The 16457-nt window shown below is 67.2% G+C and carries 18 protein-coding genes; 2 read left to right on the plus strand and 16 right to left on the minus strand.

Translation table 11 applies throughout. The features are described from left to right. Positions 1–33: 33 nt before the first annotated feature. The 5 genes from AB0L97_RS12895 to AB0L97_RS12915 all read right to left on the minus strand — a co-directional run bounded on the left by AB0L97_RS12895 (position 34) and on the right by AB0L97_RS12915 (position 3786). Positions 34–1092 carry a TIGR03617 family F420-dependent LLM class oxidoreductase gene (locus AB0L97_RS12895; RefSeq protein ID WP_364428426.1) on the minus strand — a complete coding sequence of 353 codons (1059 nt, stop codon included), beginning with the start codon at positions 1090–1092 and terminating at the stop codon, positions 34–36. Positions 1093–1249: 157 nt separating this feature from the next. After that, the gene (locus AB0L97_RS12900; protein ID WP_355077465.1) at positions 1250–1795 is read right to left on the minus strand and encodes a hypothetical protein; all 546 of its coding nucleotides are present in this window, start codon (positions 1793–1795) and stop codon (positions 1250–1252) included. A gap of 151 nt (positions 1796–1946) precedes the next feature. Further along, positions 1947–3251 carry an APC family permease gene (locus AB0L97_RS12905; protein WP_364428430.1) on the minus strand — a complete coding sequence of 435 codons (1305 nt, stop codon included), beginning with the start codon at positions 3249–3251 and terminating at the stop codon, positions 1947–1949. A gap of 69 nt (positions 3252–3320) precedes the next feature. Beyond that, a complete protein-coding gene (locus AB0L97_RS12910; RefSeq protein ID WP_364428433.1) occupies positions 3321–3566 on the minus strand; it encodes a hypothetical protein in 246 nt (81 codons plus the stop codon). A gap of 25 nt (positions 3567–3591) precedes the next feature. Beyond that, the gene (locus AB0L97_RS12915) at positions 3592–3786 is read right to left on the minus strand and encodes a hypothetical protein (protein WP_364428436.1); all 195 of its coding nucleotides are present in this window, start codon (positions 3784–3786) and stop codon (positions 3592–3594) included. Between the two features lie 202 nt (positions 3787–3988). Between AB0L97_RS12915 and AB0L97_RS12920 the strand changes: the two genes are divergently transcribed. Further along, on the plus strand, positions 3989–4654 hold the full coding sequence (locus AB0L97_RS12920; RefSeq protein WP_364428439.1) for a PAS and ANTAR domain-containing protein: 666 nt from the start codon (positions 3989–3991) through the stop codon (positions 4652–4654). A gap of 35 nt (positions 4655–4689) precedes the next feature. Here AB0L97_RS12920 and AB0L97_RS12925 read toward each other — a convergent pair whose 3' ends face one another. Continuing rightward, positions 4690–5079, minus strand: a complete 390-nt coding sequence (locus tag AB0L97_RS12925) for a helix-turn-helix domain-containing protein (protein ID WP_364428442.1) — start codon at positions 5077–5079, stop codon at positions 4690–4692. 95 nt (positions 5080–5174) lie between these two features. On the opposite strand from AB0L97_RS12925, the gene AB0L97_RS12930 reads away from it, so the two are divergent. Next, positions 5175–6050, plus strand: coding sequence for an alpha/beta hydrolase (locus AB0L97_RS12930; protein ID WP_355077457.1), 876 nt, complete (start codon positions 5175–5177; stop codon positions 6048–6050). Between the two features lie 189 nt (positions 6051–6239). Here AB0L97_RS12930 and AB0L97_RS12935 read toward each other — a convergent pair whose 3' ends face one another. The 10 genes from AB0L97_RS12935 to AB0L97_RS12980 all read right to left on the minus strand — a co-directional run bounded on the left by AB0L97_RS12935 (position 6240) and on the right by AB0L97_RS12980 (position 16456). After that, positions 6240–7148 carry an oxygenase MpaB family protein gene (locus tag AB0L97_RS12935; protein ID WP_364428447.1) on the minus strand — a complete coding sequence of 303 codons (909 nt, stop codon included), beginning with the start codon at positions 7146–7148 and terminating at the stop codon, positions 6240–6242. Next, positions 7145–7417, minus strand: a complete 273-nt coding sequence (locus AB0L97_RS12940) for a hypothetical protein (protein ID WP_364428450.1) — start codon at positions 7415–7417, stop codon at positions 7145–7147. The genes AB0L97_RS12935 and AB0L97_RS12940 overlap by 4 nt, the downstream gene beginning before the upstream one ends. A 198-nt stretch (positions 7418–7615) precedes the next feature. Then, positions 7616–8866, minus strand: a complete 1251-nt coding sequence (locus AB0L97_RS12945) for a TetR/AcrR family transcriptional regulator (protein ID WP_364428453.1) — start codon at positions 8864–8866, stop codon at positions 7616–7618. A 10-nt stretch (positions 8867–8876) separates the two neighbouring features. Further along, positions 8877–9566: a hypothetical protein gene (locus tag AB0L97_RS12950; protein ID WP_364428456.1), complete on the minus strand. Its 690-nt coding sequence runs from the start codon at positions 9564–9566 to the stop codon at positions 8877–8879. A gap of 10 nt (positions 9567–9576) precedes the next feature. Then, a complete protein-coding gene (locus tag AB0L97_RS12955) occupies positions 9577–10755 on the minus strand; it encodes an MlaD family protein (RefSeq protein ID WP_364428459.1) in 1179 nt (392 codons plus the stop codon). Next, on the minus strand, positions 10752–11882 hold the full coding sequence (locus AB0L97_RS12960) for an MCE family protein (protein ID WP_364428462.1): 1131 nt from the start codon (positions 11880–11882) through the stop codon (positions 10752–10754). Before AB0L97_RS12960 ends, AB0L97_RS12955 begins: the two co-directional genes overlap by 4 nt. Continuing rightward, positions 11879–12979 carry an MCE family protein gene (locus AB0L97_RS12965; RefSeq protein ID WP_355077443.1) on the minus strand — a complete coding sequence of 367 codons (1101 nt, stop codon included), beginning with the start codon at positions 12977–12979 and terminating at the stop codon, positions 11879–11881. Before AB0L97_RS12965 ends, AB0L97_RS12960 begins: the two co-directional genes overlap by 4 nt. Continuing rightward, complete coding sequence (locus AB0L97_RS12970) at positions 12979–13992, minus strand: MCE family protein (protein ID WP_364428466.1); 1014 nt, start codon at positions 13990–13992, stop codon at positions 12979–12981. Before AB0L97_RS12970 ends, AB0L97_RS12965 begins: the two co-directional genes overlap by 1 nt. Then, entirely contained in the window at positions 13989–15011 is a 1023-nt protein-coding gene (locus AB0L97_RS12975; RefSeq protein ID WP_355077439.1) for an MlaD family protein, read from the minus strand. The genes AB0L97_RS12970 and AB0L97_RS12975 overlap by 4 nt, the downstream gene beginning before the upstream one ends. Further along, positions 15008–16456 carry an MCE family protein gene (locus AB0L97_RS12980; protein WP_364428470.1) on the minus strand — a complete coding sequence of 483 codons (1449 nt, stop codon included), beginning with the start codon at positions 16454–16456 and terminating at the stop codon, positions 15008–15010. Before AB0L97_RS12980 ends, AB0L97_RS12975 begins: the two co-directional genes overlap by 4 nt. Position 16457 lies beyond the last annotated feature (1 nt).

The following is a 16457-nucleotide window of genomic DNA, read 5'->3' on the forward strand; positions in this document are numbered from 1 at the left end:
GCGCCGAACGGATGACCCGGTGGTCCGCGGTTGCTAACTTCGCTGTCGGCCCTGGGCCGCGTCGAGCGACGGGCGCACCTCACCGCTCCGGTGCAAGGCTTGCACCAAGTCTGCGACGTCCGCCGCATCCGGTGTGTAACCGGGGAAGTAGCAGCACACCTCTTCGATCCCGGCGCCGAAGCGGGCCCTGATCTGCGCCGCGCACTCTTCCGGTGTGCCTGCCACCCCGATCGTGCGCACCATCTCGTCGGTGACCGCCGCCCGCATCTCGGCGAAATCGCCCGTCTTGGACAGCGCGTTGAGTTTGGGATGCAACGCCGCCCATCCCTCGACTTCGAGGACCGGACGATACGCGGGCGTGGACCCGTAGAACGCGATCAGCGAGCCCACGCCGCCCATCGCAGCGGTCAGAGCTTCCTCGGTGCGCCCGAGCGCGACCATGACCTGAGCGATCACCGGGAATCCGTCCGCGGTCCGCCCGGCCCGGCGCAGGCCCTCGGCGACGGCGGGCAGTGTGCGCTCGGTGAAATGGCGCCCGCTGTTGAACGGCATCACCAGCAGTCCGTCGGCGACCTCCGCGGCCTTGCGCGTCATCACCGGTCCGAGCGCGCCCATCAGCACCGGAGGCGGACCGAACGGGTTCGGCCCGGGATCGAAGGTGGGCGGCATCAGCGTGTGCGTGTAGTACTTGCCGCGAAAGTTCAACGGGCCCCGCCCTTCCCACGCGGCGAGGATCGCTTTCACCGCCGCCACGCTCTCCGCGGTGCGCTCCGCGGGCGCGCCCCAACTGCTGCCGTAGCGCTTCTCGATATGGGCGCGGATCTGCGAGCCCAACCCGAGCCGGAACCGTCCCTCGCTGTAGAGCCGCAGATCGTAGGCCGCGTGGGCCAGATGCATCGGGCTACGCGGCCCGGCGATCGCCACGTTCGTCATCAGTTCCAGGGATGTCACTCCGGCTGCGACGACGAGGGGAAAGAACACGTCGTGCGGGCCCTCGAAGGTGAACAGGCCGTCGGCCCCGGTCTCGGCCAGCGCTCGCGCGTCGGCCGCGACGTGCGGTGGCGCTCCGGTGACCTGCACATGAACCTTCACGCCGACCTCCGCCGGTGCCGGTGCGTCACGCTTTCCGCGACACGACGACCCCATCGTATGGACAGTGCTCTGTGCACATGTCCAGTTCGAGCGAATCGCTCTCGGATCGGCTTCGCGCGATGTCACCGCCGGACCGCGGAACTCCCGAGGGGTGAGGTCACGTACCGAGCAGCGAGTTCTCGCTCACGGTGACGACGACCACGATGTCGCCGTAGGGCGCCGCGCCCATGGCCAGTCTGTGGCCCAGACGCGCCAGACCGAGCCATCGTCCGTATTTGGTCTGCATACCGGTCCGCACCTGGTGGAACAGTGGCCCGGTACGAAGCAATTCGGCCGTGCCCTGATGCTGCCGCGACCCGAGAGCCGGCGCACCTCGCCAGTCCGCGGCCTGCACGATGACCCGAGGTTCGCGGGCCAGATGCCGAGCCTCGCTGGAATGCGACGAGATACAGAAGGCCAGACGCCCGTGGTCGACCGGTAACACGAGGTGCGGCACGGTGTTCCAACGCCCCGTGGCCTCCGGCCGTGGGTACGTCACGCGCACTGTGCTCGCATCCCACCACAGCATCCCCGGATGCCATTCGCTGGGACGATTCGGGACGGCGAGAACGCGATGCGCCGCCGGGAGCCGGTTGTACCGCCGCGGGGTGTAGCCGCGGAGTCTGCTGCGGAGCGAGGAGCCGCCGTGCACTGGATAAGTCATCGCGTGGAACCTCCGGGACAGGGGCGAGTTCAGGGGGTACCGATCCGAATCTCCGTACTGCGATCGGCGCTGTGGCGCCGTGAAGAAGTACCACCGGGCGCATCCAGGTGCAACGACCTGTCCGTGTCGCCGCGCAATGGAGAGCGAATCGTCATGCGCCGCGCCCGGCCGAGAAAGTGTTATGGCCGTCCGGCTGGGACCGATGCGCGCGAACCGCGTTCACGGCGGCGAACAGCAATCCGATACCGATCAGAACGCAACCCCGCAACCACACGACCCCGTCGATCCGGGTGAACAGGAACAGACAGGAGGCCAGTCCCAGCCAAGGCACGACGCGTGGCACGCGAAAATGCTCGGCCACGTCGGGCTCCCGCCGCAGGATCAGCGCCGACGCATTGACCGCCGCGAAAACGACCAGCAGCAACAACACCAATGTCTCGGCGAGGGAGGCCACCTCGCCGGTCAGTGCGAGCGACAACGACGCCGCCGCGGTCACGGCGATCGCCACCCACGGCGTCCGGCGGCCCGGCAGAATCCGGCCCAGCGCGCGCGGAAGCAGCTCCTCGCGAGCCATGCCGTAGGCCAGCCGCGAGGACATGATGCCGGTCAGCAGCGCCCCGTTCGCGACGGCCACCAGGGCGACCACGGCGAACAACTCGTCCGGGACGCCACCGGCCAGGCGCACCACCTCCAGCAGCGGACCGCTCGAATTCGCCAGCCGATCGGTGGGCACCGCCGCGCCGGCCACGAAGCCGATCAGCAGGTACACGCCACCGGCGGTAAGCAGCGCCCCGAACAGCGCGCGCGGATAGGACCTGCGCGGCTCGGCGACTTCCTCCGCCAGATTCACCGAGGTCTCGAACCCGACGAAAGAGTAGAAGGCCAGCACCGCGCCCGCCAGGGTCGCGCCGACGACGCCGTGCTGTTCGGTCCCCACCTCGGCGAGCCGGGCCGGTTCGGCGTCTCCCCGAACGATCACCCACGCGCCGAGCCCGATGACCACGACGAGCCCGCCGAGTTCGACCACGGTCGCGGCCACGTTGGCGCCGAGCGACTCCTTGATGCCATAGATGTTGAGCAGCGCCAACGCCCCGATGAACACCACCACGACCAGCGCGGTCGGCAATGTGACCAAGGCGCGGAGGTAGTCCGCGGCGAACGCCCTGCTCAGCGCGGCCACCGACACCACACCGGCCGCGAGCATGCAGAAGCCGACGAGCGATCCCGCGGCCGGCCCGAGCGCACGGCCCGCGTAGTGGGCCGAGCCGCCCGCCTGGGGATACTTCGTCGCCAACTCGGCATAGGAACCGGCAGTGAGGCAGGACATACCGAGGGCCACCAGAAGCGGTAACCAGATCGCACCACCGGACTCCCGCGCGATGTTGCCGACCAGCACGTAGACGCCCGCGCCCAGGATGTCACCGAGAATGAAGAAGTACAGCAGAGGCGTGCTCACCGCCCGTCGCAGAGTATCCACCACAGGGCGGCGGATACCCGCGTCATCGACGCCGAAGCTCGCGCCGTGTCACGCCGGCGTCGCCGCGATCATCCGGGTGGGGGCCGCCTGCACGGCGCCGTGATAGAAGTGCCTGCCCAGACCGACCGTGAACACGAGGATTCCGTACACCGAGTGCTCCACCGACGCGGTGAACAGCGACCGGGTCCGCGAGTACCGCGAGGCGAAGATCCAGCCACCGACGCCGCTGGCGGCGACCGAGAACCAGCTGCCGAAGACGATGTGCACGAAGCCGAACGCGACCGCGCCGATCACATTCGGACGATGGGTACCGACATCCTCAGCGGGACAACCACCCTGCGAACCACCGGGACAGCAGCGGCATGATCACCCACACCATCGCGGCCACCGCGACCGGCACGATACCGGCCAGCCGGAGCGGCGACGGCAGATGGTCCACTTCCCGCTCCTTGCTTCGCCGCTCGCGCCCCGCGTTCTCTCCGAGCAGACGGAGCAGACCACGCCACTGTGACATTCGCGAATGCCTCGCACAGTGTGCCTGCTGCCGGAGCCACGACGCGCATGGTCGGTCTTCCCACACCAGGGCACGATGGTCGCGCAGGCGCTTCCACAGCTCTGACGCCCGGCCGCCCGCGGATGCGTCGCGGCGTCGTGAGGCGGTTCACGCCTGCGCGGTACACACGCATACCCATTACGCGGCGGGGAATGCCGGACCAGTGAACGACAATGCGCCATCGGGGGCCGTGCCCACGGTCCCCGTCTCCAAAAGAACGGGAAGTTTCCAATTCTGGTTCGCCGACCAACGCTGGGAGTGGTCGGAGGAGGTCGCGGCCCTGCACGGGTACGCACCGGGTGAGGTGACACCGACGACGGAACTGGTCCTGGCGCACAAGCATCCGGACGACCGAGCGGAGGTCGCCGACACTTTGGCGACGGCGGTGCGGACCGGGCTGCCGTTCAGCGGCCGCCACCGCATCGTCGATACCATGGGAGTGACGCACCACGTGCTGGTCGTCGGCGATCAGATGCGTGACGCCACCGGTGCGGTGGTCGGCACGGCGGGGTACTACATCGATGTCACCGACACCGTCGACGAGGAGCGCCAGGAGATCATCGACGCCACGCTGCCGGAGATGGTCGCCGCCCGCGAAGTGATCGAGCAGGCGAAGGGCGCCTTGATGCTGGTGTACGGGATTTCGGCCGATCAGGCATTCCGTGTGCTCACCTGGCGATCACAAGAGACGAATACGAAACTGCGTGTTCTGGCCGAGGAACTCGTGGCCGCGCTGAGCGATTTCGGCGGTGCGGATGTGCAGACCCGCACGCGCTTCGACCACGTGCTGCTCACCGCGGACGAGCGTCGTGTGCAGGGCTGCCCTTGACCCGATGTCGTCGGGGTCTCGACTCCCCCGTCGTGTCAGTGGTTGTCCGGACGGCCGTGGTCGATCTCGGCCATGTGCGCTTCGGCCCACGCGCGTAGCGCCGCCAGCGGAACTTCCAGCGACAGACCGAGTTCGGTGAGCCGGTAGTACACGCGCGGCGGCACGGTGGGTTCCACGCGCCGTGCGACCAGGCCGTCCCCGGTCAGATTCCGGAGTGTCACGGAGAGCATCTTCTGCGAGACACCGGGCATGCGGCGCTGGAGTTCGGCGAAGCGAATCTCGCCGGGCGCGGCCTCGGCGAGCAGTTTCACCACCATGGAGACCCATTTCGTGCCGATGCGGTCGAGCAGCCGCCGGGTCGGACAGGCGGGATCGAACAGGTCACCGGCGGCTTCGGCGTGCTTACGCCGGGGATCGGTAGTCACCTCGGGCTCACCACCTGATTCGAAGGTGCGGTCTTGGCAGCGCCGCTCAGCTTACCTACGGTCACCTGATAACCAATAGTGACCAGGAGTAGGTGATGACCACCTTGTCTTCCGAGATCTCGTTGCGCCGCATCGCGACCAATGGCATCGAGGTGAATGTCGCGATCGCCGGACGTGGGCCCGCGGTCCTGTTGTTGCACGGGTTCCCGCACACCTGGCAGCTGTGGTCCGAGGTGATCGGGCCGCTCGCGCGAGGGCACCGAGTGATCGCACCGGACCTGCGCGGCCTCGGGGCGAGCACGCGCGCGGCCGACGGCTACGACGCGGGGAATCTGGCCGTCGACGCCGCAGGACTGCTGGACGCGCTCGGCGAGCCGACCGCGGCGGTGGTCGGAATCGACGCGGGCACGCCACCCGCCTTTCTGCTGGCCATGCGGCACCAGCACCGGGTGCGGCGACTGGTGCTGATGGAATCGCTGCTGGGCACGCTGCCCGGCGCCGAGGATTTCCTGTCCGCCGGGCCGCCCTGGTGGTTCGGGTTCCATGCGGTGCCGGGCCTCGCGGAGAAGGTCGTCGCCGGAAACGAGGCGGCGTATATCGACTGGTTTCTGGACGCGGGCACGTTGGGCCACGGTGTCCCCGGGCCGATTCGGGACGCCTTCGTCGAGGCCTACGGCAACCCGGAGGCGCTGCGATGCGCGTTCTCCTACTACCGTGCGATGCCGGCCAGCGCCCGGCAGATACACGACGCGGCGGCCACCGTACGGCTCACGGTGCCGACCATGGCCGTCGGCGCACACCCGGTGGGTGACGCGCTGGCCCGGCAATTGGCTCCCATCACCGATGTGCTGATCCACCATGAGATTCCGGGTTGCGGGCACATCATCCCGCTGCACGCACCGACGGAACTGGTGTCGCTGCTCAGCGATTTTCTTGCCGCCGACCGCGGGGCCGCACTACGGCCGGATTGACGGGAAAGCGCGGACAAACCAACCGAGCCCCGAACCGGTATACATCGGTTCGGGGCTCGCTCGGGGGTATTCGCGCCTATCCACCGATCGCTCGGTAGTTTGACAAGACGAATGTACCGGGCTGTACGCGAAATCACCAAACCCGGGTTCCGCGGGGGCGGAATGGTTCAACGAGCAACTTGTTCGGACTCATATGAGGTTCTTCTGCTTGCGGATTCGCCGACGCAGATCGACCATCAGCGCGTGCGATCCGCCGTGCCGCACGAAGCGCGGAATGAAGCGGTTGACAAAGGAAACGAATACGAACAGGTTCTCGAACCTCCGCTGGTCGGCGTCGGTCCACTCGACCCGGAGCTGTTCCCGGAAAATCGGGGCCAGGAATCCGATGGTGAGGAACCGGAGCAGGTTCCGGAAAGGCAGCCGCAGGTACCAGTGGATCATGCGAAGATTCAGCAGGCTCTCGAGGTAGCCCCGGACGTAGTCGTCCAGCACGACTTGCTCGCACGCGGTGTTCCAATATTCGTCGAATTCCGCGCGGGTGGCGGGCCACATGTCCTCCGTGACCTGCAAGGTGGTGCCCAGAGTGGAGGACGAGGTGTAGAACGCCTCGGCCTGCTCGTCGTTCATTCTCCCGTGCAACAACTGGTAGGTGTCCTCGAAACCGATGTAAAGGCAGGCGGCGACCCACAGTTGGAGGTTGCGGTCGAAGGCGTTGTACTTCACGGCGGCGCCCGGGGCCGAATGCACCTGCCGGTGCGCCACATTCACCGCTTCGCGATATGCCGCGCGCTCTTCGTCGGTACCGAGGATGGCGACCGCGAGATATTGCGTGGTCGTACGCGCCCGTTTCCACGGGTGCTTCATCAGCGAGCCGGACTCCACCTTGCTTTCGGCCACGCCGTAGCCGACGCCCGGCCGGGCCATCTGCATGACGACGTTGGCCGCGGCGCCGGCGAAGGACCAGAAGTCCAGAGCGTCGGTGAGTTTGATCGGCCGCTTGGTGTACGGCCGATGCGTGACGCTGATACCGATGCGGGTGCGGTCCTTCGTCAGCGACGCACTGTGTTCGCGATCGGGTTGATGAGCGACTGCGGTCATCGGGATGTCCTTCCATCTGCGTTCATACGTCGCGCGACCAGGCGAACCAGTCGCGCCGACGTCAGCCGAACACCGCCGAACACCAGCCCGGCGGCGGAGAGCACGACGAGGAACTCGAACACGGTCAACTCCGCTCCCAGCACCCGACCGACGGTCGACGGTCCGGACCCGACCGTGTCGCGCCACCCCGCGGACTCCGAAGCCGGGGCACGCCCAACTCCGGCGCGTTCCCACTTCGGTCGCTCCTCCACGAGAACATCGGCGGGCATCGGACTCTCCTGCGTTCGATGACCTGGACCGGTCACCCGTGTGCTTATGTTACTGACAATTCTACTCGACTCCGAGTTGCCGATGCAATAAAAATAGTAACCAAGGCGATATTTACTGGGCGCATAGAATCATATGTGGTCCTATGTTCTGAGTCTCGCACCGATCGCCAGGCCGTCGGAATGGCCGTGCCAGGTCGCTCATTTCCGCACGCCGGGCGGTTGGCTCGCCGTATCGAACAAGATGACCCGCATCAAGCGCGCCACGGCATCCTGCGGACAGCCGTGCCTGCCGTCGCCGAGGGCCCTGCCGAGGTCGACGACCAGACCGAACGCGGCGTGCACGAGAATTCGCGCTTGCGCTGCGGAGAGATCGGAGCGCACGGCGACCAGCAGCTTGCCCCACTCGGCCACCGACAGACGCTGAATGTTGCGCAACACGACTCGGTCTTCGGCCGGGACGTGCGAGAACTCCGTGTAGTAGACGAATGTCAGTTCCCGCTCGGCGAAGGAGCCCGCGACGTAGAGTTCGATCAATTCTGTCAGCGCCGCGGAGGGAGTGGCCGAAGACGCGATGACGGGACCGATGGCGTCCGCCACCTGGTCGGCGGCGCGACGGAAAGCGGCGGTCAACAGGTCGCTTTTGCTGCGGTAGTAGCGGTAGACCGCGGACGCGGCGGCCAGGTCCGCCGCGGCGGCGATGTCCTCGACGCTGACATTCGGATATCCGCGCTCATGGAACAGTTCCACGGCTTTCGCCAGCAACAACTGATGTTTGAAAGGGGTCGGCGGGTCCGTCGACGGCTGCGCGACGGGGGATTCGGCGAAAGTCGGCAACACCGCGTGCACCGCCGTCCAACAGGCGGAGGCCAGCAGGACCGCGAGGGATTTCGTCGGCAGGGCGGCGTGGTGATCACCGATGCTGCTGACGATGCTGAGTATCGCCACCGCACGGACGAATTCGTCTCGCTTGCTCAACCCTGGGCGCACCGCAGCGATCAGCCGGCGAAGCGCGGTGATCGAGGTCGCGAATTGATCGGTGAGTGTCTTGCCGTCTTCGTCATCCAGATAGCGGCCTTCCCAGCGCGCCAGAGTCACGGTCGGGCGATTGGTGACGGCCTGGGCGATCAAGGCATCGATGACGTATCGCAATCGAGCCTCGGCGCTCCAGCTCTCGGCCTCGGCGGGAAGTGTCACCGCGTCGACGGTGATCTGGCCCAAGCGGAGCAACTCTTCGCGGAACAGCGAATACTTGCTGGGGTAGTGGCGATACAGCGCCGCGGAGCTGATCCCGACCTTGGCCGCGATCTCCTCCATGCTGACGCCGTGATAGCCGAGGGCCCCGAACGCGGCGGCGGACGTGGCCGCGATCTGCGCCCGCCGGTTGCGCGGGCGCCTGCGCACCACCCGTTCCGAGCCGGGCTCGGCGGATTCTGTTCTCGCGCTTTTCACGGCACCGGCGTCACGGTTGCGCGGGTGATGTCAACGGCGAGTTGACCTTGTTCACCAGCCACCTGTCCCCGACCTTCTCCAAGCGCATCACCATCGACAATTGCCCCGGCGCGGGCTTGCCCTTGGTGCCGAGACTGGTGATGGTCTGGCCGATGACCACGATCGCTTCGGCGGAGTGTTCGTCACCGGCGCGAATCGCGCACTGCACGTCGCGCGTGGCCGAAGTGACCTGGCCTTCGCCGAGCACCGTACGCAGCTCCGTGCTGGTGGACTCGAATTGTTTCTTCCAGTCGCCGGTGGCGCCGTCGCTGACGGCGGCGAAGTAGGCGTCGAGATTCTTCGAGTCGTAGTTCGCCAGGACGGGCGCGTACCGGCAGGCCGCGGCGCGTGCGTCTTCCTGTGCCGCCAGCAGATTCTTGCTGTTGTGATCCTGGACGTACCAGTAACCGGCCGACGCCACCGACACACCCACGAGGATCGCGGCCGCCGAACGCAGGGCGATCGGACCGGGACGGCGGATCGGCAGACCGCGCAGCCGGCGCCACCGATCACCGGATTTCGCTGTGCCGGTTCCGGCGGGATTCGCGTCCGGCGCAGTCGTGCCCGCGGAGTCGGTGCGCACGGACTCGGCGTCCTTCTCATCCGCTTGCGTTGCGCGCGAGCCGGTTTCGGTGGGCGGATCGACGTCTTCATTCTTCATCGGAAATCTCCTAGTTGCCGGGGACCGGGCGGGACAGTTCGTCGCCACGGACACCGGGCGGCCGGGCGGCCCCGTTGTCCGGAATGCCGGGACGCGGCGCGTTCGCCGAACCACGCACCTGCAGGGCGGGATCGTTGGTGACGCAGTAGTTGTAGAGCCGGACTCGGGTGTCGGTCATCTTGTCCGTGGGCACCACCGGGATGGTGTCGTATTCGCATGTAGGGCGCGGCCAGATGTCGACCAGGGTGTAGAAGGCGTTGTCGTGGGCGGGTATGCCCAGCGCCTCCGAGCCGACCCGCAAAGCGGGGAACAGTGCCGCGATCGCCGGGGCGCGCAGCTTGGCCGCCTTGGTGATCGCGACGAAGTTCGTCACCAGGTTCGTGATGGGATCCTGGGTGCGGGACACGAAGCCGCCGAGCGTGCTGAGCTGGGCGGGCCCTTCGTCCAGGAGGTGACGTACTTCCAGATCCGCCGCGGTCAGCTGCTCGAACAGCACGCCGCCCGTGCGCGTGAGTGTCGCGAGGTCCGGTTGCGCATGCGAGGTCGTCTCCGCGATCACTTCGAGGTTTTCGATCAGCTGACGTGTCTGCGGCAGCAGGTCGGTCAGCCCGGCCATGGCGCGACTGATGCCCGACACCATGTTGCGCAACTGGTCGGGGCCTCCGGCCAGCGCCTTGTCGAGTTCGTCGACGATCACGTTCAACCGGTCCGGGTTCAATCCCCCGATGAAGCCGCTGAGATCGGTCAGCACCGACTGCACGCTCACCGGCACGGTCGTCTGGGAGCGTTCCACCAGCGCGCCGTCGGTGAGGTAGGGGCCGGTGTCGGAATCCGGGCGGAAGTCCAGGTACTGCTCGCCCGCCGCCGACAACCGGCCGACGGCGACCGTGCCGCCCACGGGAATCTCGGCAGCGGAGTCGATCTCGGCCACGGCCGCGACGCCGCTGCCCGCGACTTTCACCTCGCGGACCTTGCCGACCCTGGTGCCGCGGAAGGTGACGTCGTTGCCCGCCGACAAGCCACCGGACGACTGCAACTCCACAGTCACCGTGTAGTCGTCGCGTAGCGGATCGAACCGCAGGACTTCGGCGCCGAGATAGGCCGCGCCGAGGATCAGCACCACGATCAATCCGAAGTTCGCCACCGCGACACGGCGGCGGACCAGCCATCGCCACAAGGGGGGATTCATCGCTCTCCTCCTTGCGGGGGCTGCTGAGGTTGCTGTGGCGGACTGGTGACCCGGCCGATCACCTTCTCGATCACCTGCGCCAAGCTGCCGATGAACGCGGGCACGTCGCCGATCTCGGGCAGCCTGCTGCCGCTGGGATCGGTCAAGGCCCCGACGCTGAGGTAGGACACCGTCGCGGCGACGGCCAGGGCGGGCCCGTCGAGGCTCGCCATCAGCGAGGGATAGATGGTGTGCAGGCCGTTCAACGTTCCGTCCAGGTCGTCGCCCATCTGGGTGAAACCCGCCATCAACCGCTGGATGCTGTCGAACAAGCTGACCGCCTGCGGGCCGGTCGTCTCGGTGAAATCGCCGAGCGCGGTCATCGTGGTCGAGACTTTGTCGAGCAGGTCCACGATGGACTGGTTGTTCTCCGCGAGCAGAGCCAGCAGCCCGGGGAAGGTATCCGCGGCGTCGCCCAACTCGGCCTTCCGCCTGGCCAATTCACCGGTGAGCACGTTGAGGCCGGTCAGGACGCTGTCGATGTCGCCGGTGCGCTGATTCAGCGCGGCGATGACACCGGTCAGTTCGCTGAGCAGGTGCGCGAGTTGTGGCGCGCGGCCCGCGAACATCGAATCCATCTCGGAGGTGATCTTCGCGGCCTGGTTGATGCCGCCGCCGTTGATCAACATCGAGACCGACATCATCAGCTGCTCGACGGACGCGGCCGCCGACGTGTGCTCGGTTCCGATGACGTCACCGGCGCGCAGATTCTCGCCGCCGGATGCGGCCGCGGGCAACGTCATCGCGACGAAGATGTCGCCGAGCGGCGTCGCCTGACGCAACTCCGCGGTGGTACCGCGTGGCAGCTGGATGTCCTCCCTGATCAGCATTTCCACCTCCGCGATGAAGTTGGTCGTGCTGATCGCGGTGACGACGCCGATATCGGTGCCACCGATCTTCACGTGCGCGTGATCGGGCAGATTGAGCGCGTCACGGAAGGCCGCGCGAATGGTGTAGCCGGGGGCTCCGATACCCGGTTTGGGCATCGGCAGATTCGCCACCGTCACGCCGCAGCCGGTCGCGGTGCCCATGACCGCGACCAACGCCGCCGCCACCGCGGTGCGTCGAAGCGGGTTCGTTCCGATCATTTCGAAATCCCCAGTAGTGCCGCGGTGAGGCCGAAGTCGGGCCCGAAGTCCTGGATCTTCCCGGTGCGGCAGCCATCCAGGCGCATCTGGACGCGTTCGCAGAACTGGGACACGACCTCGTTGTCGAGCAGGACCTTGTCGGTCAGCGCGTGCAGGCGCAGCGCTTGGTGCTCCCGGCTGACCGCGTTGGACAAGTTCTCGAACAGCAACGGCCCGACGTCGACGATCTCGGTGAGGCCGCGGGCGTTGGCCCGCATCTGTTCGGTGATGGTCGTGAATCGCTCCAGCGCACCGGCGAGCTGATCGGAGTTCTCGCCGACCAGCGTGGCGGTGTTGGCGACGAACTGGTCCAACTGCCGCAGCACCGCCTGCAGACCGGGGGCCTGGTCGCCCATCAGCTGCACCAGTTCGGTGAGGCGGCCGCTGAAATCACGTACCGTCTGGTCGTTCTGGGCGATGATCTGCGTGATCTCGTTGAGTTTGATGATCGTGTTCGAGATCTGGTCCTTGTTGGCGAAGGTCACCTCGAACGCCGAGGACAGCGCGTCCAGGGTCGCGCGCAGTCTGTCGCCGTTGCCGTCCAAGAGCGGGAACAGGACACGGCTGGCCATCGGACCGTTCCGGTCGTCGCCTTTGAGCGCGGCGCCGAGCTGGTCGAAATTCTGCAGGATGCGGTCGAGTTCGACCGGTGTGCGCGTCCTGGCCAGCGGGATGTGCGTCCCGTCGGTGAGCAGCGGCCCGTCCCCGCTGTACGCGGGGGCGAGTTCGACATGCCGATTGGTGATCAGCTGCGGCGACACCAAGGCGGCGATGGCATCGGCCGGGACCTTGGTTCCCTGTTCCAGGCTCATGGTGACCTGGACGTAGCTGCCCTTGGCCTCCACGGTGTCGACCCGGCCGACCGGAACGCCCAGCACCGCGACCTCGTTGCCCGCGTACAGCCCGGCGACGTTCTCGAAATCGGCGCTGATGCGGATGCGCTCGCCGAGGTACTGCCGCGGCAGCGCGGTCAGGCTGTCCGGTACGAGCGCGCAACTCGCGGTGACCAGCGCGGCCACGATCAGCACGCCGAGCTGCGCGAATCGTCGTGTTCTCATCAATTGCACCCCTGTACGGCTCGAGCGAAGCACAGCCAGTTGTCCGGGAAGAACCACGGCGCCCAGACGTCGCCGTACGGACCGTTGCCGACGGCGTTGTTGAACTGCCGCAGAGCGATCGGCATGTTCTCGTAGAGCCGGTCCAGATTGTCGCGGTTCTTGACCAATCCCTCGGACATGGTGTTCAGGTCGTGGATCAGCGGCCCGAGCTGGCCGTTGTTCTCCAGACCCATCTCCTGGAGCAATCTCGACAGGGCCGCGACGTTGTCGAGCAACTGTTTCAACAGCTCCTGTCGCTGCTGAACGGCGTTGCCGATCGCCTCGCCGCGGGTCAGCAGCAACAGCACGCTGTTCTGGTTGTCCGAGACCAGCTGAGACACCTCATCCATGCTCTTCAGCAGCGAGTCCACTTCGTCGCGGCGATCGGTCACGACCTTGGCGAGCGCGCCGATGCTGTCGAGCGCCTGGACCGCCAGCTGCGGGGAATCCCCCATCTGCTGGTCGACCAGGTCGAGCGCCTGGCGTAGCTTCTGCGGGTCGAGGCGTTCGATGCGTTCGAAGGAGTTCTTGTACTTCGGGTCCTGGATGACCTTGCTCAGGTTGTACGGCACCGACGTGTTCTCGATGCGGATGCGATTGCCCGGCAGGCCCTTTCCGTCTCCTGGCACCAGGTCCACGTGCAGGCGGCCGAGAATCGTCGACATCTTGATCGCCGCACGCGCGTCGGGGCCGAGACGGAGATCGCGACGCACTTTGAGATCGACCACGACCTTGGTGCCTTCGAGCCGGACCGCGCGCACCGCACCCACTTCGATTCCCGACACGTCCACCGTCGCGCCGGGACGCAAACCTGCGGCCTGGGCGAATTCGGCGTGAATCGTCTTGTCGCCCAACCGGGCCTGGGTCAGGACACTGGAGCCGATCAACAGAGCGGCCACCGTCGCGGCGGCGACCAGGCCGAGTCGCAGATACCGGTTCCGCAGGAATCCCGGCCACGGAATGCGCTTGCTCATCGGCACACCTCCGAATGCGAGTTGCCGCCCACCTGGGAGAACAGTCCAGGAGGCAACAGCACGCCCCACAACGACACGTCGAGGCTGCACAAATACGCGTTGCCGTAGGCGCCGTTGCTGGTGAAGCGCGCGACGCCGTTGAGTACGGCGGGCAGTTCGACCGCAGCCCGGTCCAAGGAAGCGCCGTTGAGCAGCAGCAACGCCACACCTGTGGTGGCATCGTTCTGCGCCTTCGACAAACCTGGCTTGACCTGCATGATCAGCTGGGTCAGCGAGTCGGTCGTGTGCGCGACGCGGTCCACCGACTGCTTCAGACTCTCGCCTTGCGAGTAGAGCGCCTCGACCAGCGCCCTGGCCTGGGTGAGCAGCGTCTCCAGCTCGCCGCTGCGATTGGCCAGGCCGCCGATCACGGAGCTCAGGTTGCTCAGGACCTCCCCCAGGATCTTGTCCCGCTGCCCGAAAGTGCCCGCCAGATCCGCGGCTTGGGTGATCAGGCTGCTGAGCGACACCTGGTTGCCTTGCAGGGCCTGGATCAACGTCTCGGACAGGGAATTGACCTGATCGGGTTGCAGCACGCTGAACAACGGCTCGAAGCCGGACAACAACGCGGACACGTCGAACGACGGTTCGGTTCGCTCCAGCGGAATCCGCGCGCCCGCCGCGACGACGGCGCCGGCTTCCTTGCCCGGCGCCAGGGCGATATAGCGCTGACCGATCAGATTCTGGTAGCGCACCAGTGCCTTCGTCGTGGTGGTGAGATGCTGGCGCGCATCGATCCGGAACTCCACCTCGGCGCGGTAGCCGTCGGTGAAGTCGATCTTGTCCACGCGACCGACCCGCACGCCTGCCATGCGTACGTCGTCCCCGACGCGCAGGCCGAGCACGTCGGAGAAGACCGCCGAGTAGCGCTGGGTATCCCCGGTGACCGATCGCTGCAACGTGGACCAGATGGTGACGGTGAGCGCGATCGCCAGCACCGCGAACAAGCTGAATCCCGCCAGCGCCTTGCCTGATCTCATCGGCGCGCCCCTCCCTCGTCGGCGGCGGTCACGGTGACCGATCCGCCCGCCAGCACCGGAGTCAGCAGCAGGTACTGGGCCACGGTCGGCCGCGCTCCCACGATCGCCGCCACGGCGTCGGAACCGCGCAGCGCGATGGGCCGCGCCTCGGGGCCCGGACTCTGCGGGCCGGGCTCGCCGGGTGCCACGGCGCTCGGCGAAAGGCCGGGGACGGACGGCAGACCCGGGATGAACGGGAGACCGGGAATCGCAGGCAGGCCCGGCAGCACCAGCCCCATCGCGCCCAGCGGCGCGGGCGCGACCGGCACGGGTGCGGGCCCCGCCGCGTCGAGCCACTTCGGCATCAGCTGCGGCGGGTAGTTCTGCTCCGGCGCCACCTCGGGCACCGTGGCGCCTCCGCAGCGGGGACCGTACTGGTCGCCGTAGTGCGGGCAGTCCTTCGCCGTGTACTGCTGGAACGGCGTGAACGAGACATCCATCTTCCACACCATCTGTTTGGACGGACCGAAGTGGAACGTGGTCGCCAGCCGTCGCAGGGCCACGTTCAGATTCGCGGCCGTGTACGGGATGGCCTCGGGATCCTTGGCCAACCCGCCGAACAGATCGTCCAGACCGGACACGAGGAACTTGCCCGCGTCGGGGTTGCGGGCGAACAGTGCGTTGACCGAGTCGACCGTCGCGTTACCGGTGGCCAGCAAGTCGATGAGCTTCGACCGTCGTTCGGCCAGCGTGCGGGCGGTGGTCACCGACTCCGACAGCACCCCGACCAGTTCGGGAGCCGACTGGCTCAACGCGATCGATGCCCGCCCGAGATCGCCGAGGAGCGCGTCGATGCCGGGCGTCGCCCGAATTTCGGTCAGCCAGTTGTCCAGGCGCTCCACCGTCGAGCCGGGCGCACGCGCCGCGGGATCCAGGGCGGCCGCGAGAGTGGCCAGCACCCGGCCCAATTTCTCCGGTTGGATGTTCTCGAGCACGTTCCGCAGCACATTCAACGTCGTCTGCAACGCCACCGTCTCGCTGCTGGTGTCCTCCGCGATGGTGGCGCCTGCGCGCAGCGTTTCCGGTTCAGGGCCGTTGTCGACGAATTCGATCGCCGTGACGCCGAACAGGTTGTTCGGGATCACCCTGGCCGTCACGTTCACCGGAATGGTCGAGGCGACACCCGGTTTCAGATCCACGCGCGCCTGCTGCCGGGCGCCGCGGGCCACCACGTCCACCGCGGCCACCCGGCCGACGACCATGCCGCGGAATTTGACGTCCGCCCGCCCGGGCAAGCCGTCGCCGGTGCTGGTGAGCTCCACGGTCACCGGGACCTTGTCCTCGAAGTAGCCGGTGTAGCGCAGCGCGAGCAGGTACAGCAGGACCGCGACCGTCGTCAGCACCGCCAACCCGGCGAGGGTGAGCTGTCTCGCGGTCGGTCCGCGACCACTGGGGTCAAGAATCATC

Source organism: Nocardia sp. NPDC051911 (genome assembly GCF_040681035.1).
GTDB classification, from domain to species: domain Bacteria; phylum Actinomycetota; class Actinomycetes; order Mycobacteriales; family Mycobacteriaceae; genus Nocardia; species Nocardia sichangensis.